This is a genomic window from Kaarinaea lacus, from assembly GCF_975902315.1.
Genome location: NZ_CDLKIE010000406.1, coordinates 1 through 5,708, shown reverse-complemented (window position 1 = coordinate 5,708; position 5,708 = coordinate 1). Strand labels below are relative to the sequence as shown.

The following is a 5,708-nucleotide window of genomic DNA, read 5'->3' as shown; positions in this document are numbered from 1 at the left end:
TATTAAAAAGATAATGGATGTCAAAGTTTAAGTTATTCCGATTGATTGGAAAATATTTATCGTTGTCTGCCTTAAGAAAATTTTTCGAATTTAACAAATTCTATATCGGCGGCCTTCTGCATAGATTAGACCCAGGGCATATTGCGCGTTTTTATCGCCCTGCAAGGCGTTTTCTTCAATGGCCCGCGCAAACTCAGGATCGTTACGATATAGTGCCAATTCGGCGAGATATTGATTTGAGTTTCTCATGATGGGTTCCTTATTAACTTGCATTATTTGACATCGTGATATCACGAAATGTTGCAAGCTCATGCAAATATATTTTTATTAAACAAAACAGTTGGTTATAATAGAAGTCGGCGTCTGGCCAGGCGTTACACAATTTGCTCATTGAAGCGTCGTTGCTTCATGCCAAAAGGTTAAGAACCCGATTAATAGCCAATGAATTCAGCTAACCAGGAATCATCCGAGCACACTTTGACAATTCGCTCCGAATCTCTTTATTCGGGCGAATTTACTGTAACCGAGGATGCCAGTTTTCGCAGTGGAAAACGCTTTAGTGGCACACGGCTAAAAGCCATTCTTGTGCCTATTCTTTACAAATCAGTACAACACTTGCCAATTCCAATAGCGGCCATGCCTATGAGGTTGCTATTGTTACTACTACGATTATTTTACACATGGCCGAATAATTCCTTTCGGCAGGCGTGTGAATATATTTGTAACCTCGCTGCAGCAAAAGGCTATGATCATGATCCAAAACAGGTCTATCGCCAGCTGATAAAAAATGCCAACGGCACGTTGGATAACTATTTTCGGCTTTACCGCCATGGTGTCGAATCAGTTTTAGATCGTATTCATATTGCAAAACAGGACGCAGAAAGAATGAACCGACTGACGCAAGATCATGGCGGTGTCGTTATTGCGGTTCCTCATAATTTTGCCAGCCTGTTTTCTGCCGTTAAAATGAATCGTGAGTTTCCCTTGATTTGCATTAGCCGCAATCCTTCCACCATAGAACGCACAAAAATTGCAGTTGATATTTTTGAACGAATGGGAGTTACTATTTTGCTGGTGCGAGGAGGCAATCCATTTGAGTTGTCTCGAACAATGTTTTCTATCCTCAAATCCGGTAAGACAATAGCAGCGACCGTCGACAGCATGGATCATTCTGATGGTGCTGCACAAGCAACGGTATTTGGTCAGGCCGTTGGATTTCCAACCTGGGCAGCCAAAATTGCCGCAAAAAAGAAAATTCCCGTCGTACCTTCCTATTTTCGGTCTGACGGTAAACAGGTCACTGCAGTATACGGCGAAGAATTAATATCTGACAGTACAGAAGAAATCGTGCAACATTACGTTAGTTTTTTTGAAAAGAATATATTAGAAGACCCCGCAAGCTGGGCTTACCTGGGCGATAAACGCTGGCGTCGAGTACTTAGTGAAGCCAGCAAACAAGAATAAAACTTCAACGAGTAAACCAGTAAATAATTCCTGGAATATCGGTTATACCAAAAGACAAATACCACGAGTCACTCGTAGACTCAAAGTCACGCGCACCTAATCCAAACCTAATTTTGTTCTCCAGAATACTTACATGGACCTCACCACCGAATGACTCCTTTCCACCAGACTCCGAGGTGAGAAAGGTTCGATAATAACCTGGTGTAATACCATAGTTACTCATGATTCCTTTGCTGGTCAAACGTGTATAACCTAAACCCAGGGACAAATAATTTTCCCGCGCTTCATGTGATGCTTCGCCAATAATACCTTTTGCCAGGCCAACAGTGCCTCGAATGTTTAGCAAATCATATTTCGCCAGTGACCAGGTCGGTTGCCATACAAACATTATGTGTCCCTCAACAAGGTCAAATCCTATTTCATAGGGAATAACATAACGAGACTTCCATTCTTTGGGTGCGGTGGACGGAGCAAAATCAAATTCAGGATATTTATAGGTCGTTGATCGTAATACAAACGAAGTACCGCCCATCAATCCTTCATTGGTTTCCGGACGTTTCTTAGGATCCGGTTCGCGTTCGGCATAAATACGCGCGGCATCTTTTTCCAGCGCCATTAACCGATCTGTGAAACGCCGGGTTAATTCATGCGCCCATAAGTCCGGATCTAGCATAATGTCAGCAAGTAACGGATTTGAACCATCATCCGTGGGTGTTGGCGTAAATCCTTGTTCTTTTAAGAACTTGAAAAATTCAACTTCGCTACTGCTGGCCTCAGTAAATCCCAAAGATTGCTCCCATTTGGCAACCAGGGTTTTCCATAATCCCTCATGAATAATTCGCATGTCCCGATCTTCTTCAGGCATAGGGTCAAAGGCAAATTGAAACGCCTCCTGATTCGCGAATTCTTTTTTCGCTAATGAAGCAAATACAAATGCTGCCTTTTTATCACTTTTTACCCCGAGTTGTTTATACAACCTTTTGGAAATCGCGCCGTGACAGTTTTGAAACTCTTCCGGTTGACGCCGTTGTGAATAGTGATGGCGACAAACTACATTACCGACCTCGACAATGGCATCGTAAACACCTACCAGGTAATCATACTCACGAAACTTGAAATCCAGAAATGCCGCGAAGGACTCCAGTAGCTCACCGGTAATCGGCGCCCCTCGACTGGTAACGCGTATGATTCGATCATTGTGAATAGAATATTGAGAACGCTGCACGCGTTGTAACATGATACTGTTATGATCAGGGATCAGGCGCAGCACCGTAAGTAATCGCTGCACAAGGTCCTTACGAAATTGAATAAAATCAATATAGCATTCGGCCTCTACCGGTACATCTGAATCAGTTTCAGTTTCACGGCAACGCTTAACCAGTCCAGCCTGTTGTAGTTTTTTTACAGAAAACGGCGGGGTTATTGGCGCATCAATGCGATCATAACTTACTTCCAGAAATCGGCCTGCATATCTTACGGCCGCTGCACAAGATAACGCTTCTGTAAAAAACGGAACTTCCTTACTGCAGGCTTGATCGTATCCTATCTCCTCAAACAACTCTGCCGTTTGATAGGCCAGCTGTGAAAGGTTGTGTGACCAGGTATCACTGGTGAGTTCCCGATACAGTTCATAGTTTTGCGCGGAGCCCAGGGCGCCACGCAGCAGGCGGCTTTCCGACATGAAGCTGTAGTCGAGTTCTTCACAGGCTTTGGGTGGGTTCTCGCTTAAGCATTTTTCAAATTCTTCTTTCTCAGGTAACGCATAGCGCAAACGGTTGGGATCAATATATATGTAGGTAACCGGCAATGGATTTTGTTTGCTGCGTTTGTTTTCTTCAGCAAGTGTTCGCGCCAAACCAATAGGCAGATTGTCAAACAAACCACCATCTGCAAATTCTGCCGTCGTAAGTTCGTAACCTTCGGGACAAACTGGACCACTTTTCTGCTGTTGTGGTTTATCGACTATTTCTGCCTTTGGCTCTTCTATATCTTTTTCATAAGTTGCTTTTATCCGACAATGTTGCAAACGTTTTCGACCGAATGCCACTGGGAAAGCGGCAGATGTCATTACCACTTCTTCTATACGCGCGTTATCAATCTTTAACTTAGGCGCGTCCGCCTCATAAGGTATCAAGATCATGGAATAGTCTAATAACAACGGAAAATCCTTTGGATCAAAGTAAAACCCGGCAGTACCGTCATCATGCGTTCTGAGTTCAAAGGGAAACGTGAAGCGCTGATTTTTAACCTTGATATCACCGACTTTTAATTCTTCTGGTTGCACCCTGGTTACGGTGACACCTAGCGGCACGCGGCAGTCTTTGCGAAAAACTGGCGAATCCCAGAGCTCACGTAATTTTTCCGCCGCTACGATAAGACTTTTGCGTGCCAGGACAGCGTCATCAAACTGGTATATAGGTGATCGAGCCGTGGGTGGTAATAGCGTGTTAATATCCGGCGCTAACCATAAGTTGCGAAAAATATTGTCATTCAGAAGACTGGTTATTCCACCTTTTGCGTCAGGGCGTGCGCACCAGGCCATGGCTGAGAGAATCGCGTTAATACCACCTGCAGACGCCCCGGTCATACTGACAGCCTCAAAGGGCCGATATTTACCTTTGAGAACCTGGTCTTTATAGCTGGCTCCAGTTTCATAACGCATTATCTGCAAGATTGCCCAATTTAAACCCGCTTCATAAGCGCCTTTACTGGCACCACCACTAATGGCATAGGACACGCGCTGATTTGTCGATTCCGCACTGGCTGGCTGTGGAAATGTCAGTATCGACACAACGACGATACTGAATAGAATTTGGAGCTTTGTAAGTATTGTTCCTGGCATTTTTTCTTCAAAGATAATGACTTCAGGGATATGATACGCAAATAATTAACTCACCGCATCATCTGCGGGGATAAGCAGTGTAGTAATTTATACGAAAAAGGTTAATTATTCATCAGGCAGCCAGGGAAGCTGCCTGAGGAAAATAATCAGTTAACCATTATAGCGCTACTAATATCGCAGGATTACTCAATGATCGGCAGGAGCGATACAAGGACGCTAATCAGAATCCCGCATCGTGGTTGACCGATAGAATAGTACGTCACCCGTCAAAACAAGATGATACTAATCTAACTTCGCCAATAACTGCTTCGCGTCATCAAGTTCATGAAACGGCTCGCCAGAGTCAACAATTTTATTAAGAATTTTCTTTGCCGCTGCTTTATCACCCGTTTCCACGAGTGCTATTGCCAGGTGATAACTTATTGAAGCATTTTCTGGCATTGCTTTATGTGCTTCGTTAAAGTGAACCAATGCCTGTTCAACACTGCCATTTTTAAGAAGCACCCATCCCAGGGTATCGGCATAAGGCGCTGATTTGTTGATCGCATAAGCTCGTCGAGCAAGGTCGAGGGCTTTGCTCTTATCCGTTTCTAAAGAAAGCATAGCCAGGTTATTTAACGCAAACACATTATTTGGCTGTTGTTCGATAATCTTTTCGTAAGACTTCATGGCTTCACTCTTCTTGCCCATTGCAAGATCGATATGTGCCTTTAAAATAAGAGACGGCATATGCGCTGAATCTATCTTCAGGGCCTTCTCCAACGATGACTCGGCATCAGGATACTTCTTCGTTACCCGCTGTGCCTGTGCCAACTGATAATAATGAGCTGCGCTAGGGCTTTTTGTTACGAGCTTACTAAAAATATCCAGCGCCTTTTTCGAATCCCCAGACGCCAACAGGAACATGCCTTGTGCTTCCAGCACTTTCAGGTCGGCTGGGTTCAATCTAACCGCCTCATTCAGAACTTCCTCTGCTTTGATCATGTTTCTGTCCTGCATATAGAGCTGCGCCAATACAACACGTGGCGTTAAAGATTGTGGGTATAACGTTCGCGCCTTTTCCAGGTACTCTAGCGCCTGCTTTTTATTACCGGTCCTTACATTTATTTCTGCCAGGCTAATCAGGGCATCTTTCTGTCCCGGATGATCTGATAGAATTTTTTCATACATAGATTTCGCTGCTTCTGTCTTCCCTGAAAGCAACTCCATTCTCGCCAGGTTTATCAATGCAGGAACATAATCAGCTTTTTTCTCAAGGGACTTTTGAAAATATTCACGCGCCCTGGCTTCTTTTCCATCCAGGGCATACAGATTACCCAACTCATTAAGTGGCTCTGGAGAATCTGGTAATTGTTTTTGCAGATTCGTGAGTAATTCATACGCCCCTGCCGCATTATTTTGT

At 44.0% G+C, this 5,708-nt stretch carries 4 protein-coding genes; 1 reads left to right on the top strand and 3 read right to left on the bottom strand.

Features of this window, described 5'->3' with window-relative positions:
* Positions 1–90: 90 nt before the first annotated feature.
* Positions 91–249 carry a hypothetical protein gene (locus ACWVCM_RS12810; RefSeq protein WP_455202149.1) on the bottom strand — a complete coding sequence of 53 codons (159 nt, stop codon included), beginning with the start codon at positions 247–249 and terminating at the stop codon, positions 91–93.
* Positions 250–441: 192 nt separating this feature from the next.
* On the opposite strand from ACWVCM_RS12810, the gene ACWVCM_RS12805 reads away from it, so the two are divergent.
* Positions 442–1,464, top strand: a complete 1,023-nt coding sequence (locus tag ACWVCM_RS12805) for an LpxL/LpxP family acyltransferase (protein ID WP_455202148.1) — start codon at positions 442–444, stop codon at positions 1,462–1,464.
* Positions 1,465–1,468: 4 nt separating this feature from the next.
* Here ACWVCM_RS12805 and ACWVCM_RS12800 read toward each other — a convergent pair whose 3' ends face one another.
* Together ACWVCM_RS12800 and ACWVCM_RS12795 are read right to left on the bottom strand one after the other, a co-directional pair.
* A complete protein-coding gene (locus ACWVCM_RS12800) occupies positions 1,469–4,255 on the bottom strand; it encodes a patatin-like phospholipase family protein (RefSeq protein WP_455202147.1) in 2,787 nt (928 codons plus the stop codon).
* Between the two features lie 333 nt (positions 4,256–4,588).
* A partial coding sequence (locus ACWVCM_RS12795; RefSeq protein WP_455202146.1) for a tetratricopeptide repeat protein occupies positions 4,589–5,708 on the bottom strand: 1,120 nt, incomplete at its 5' end.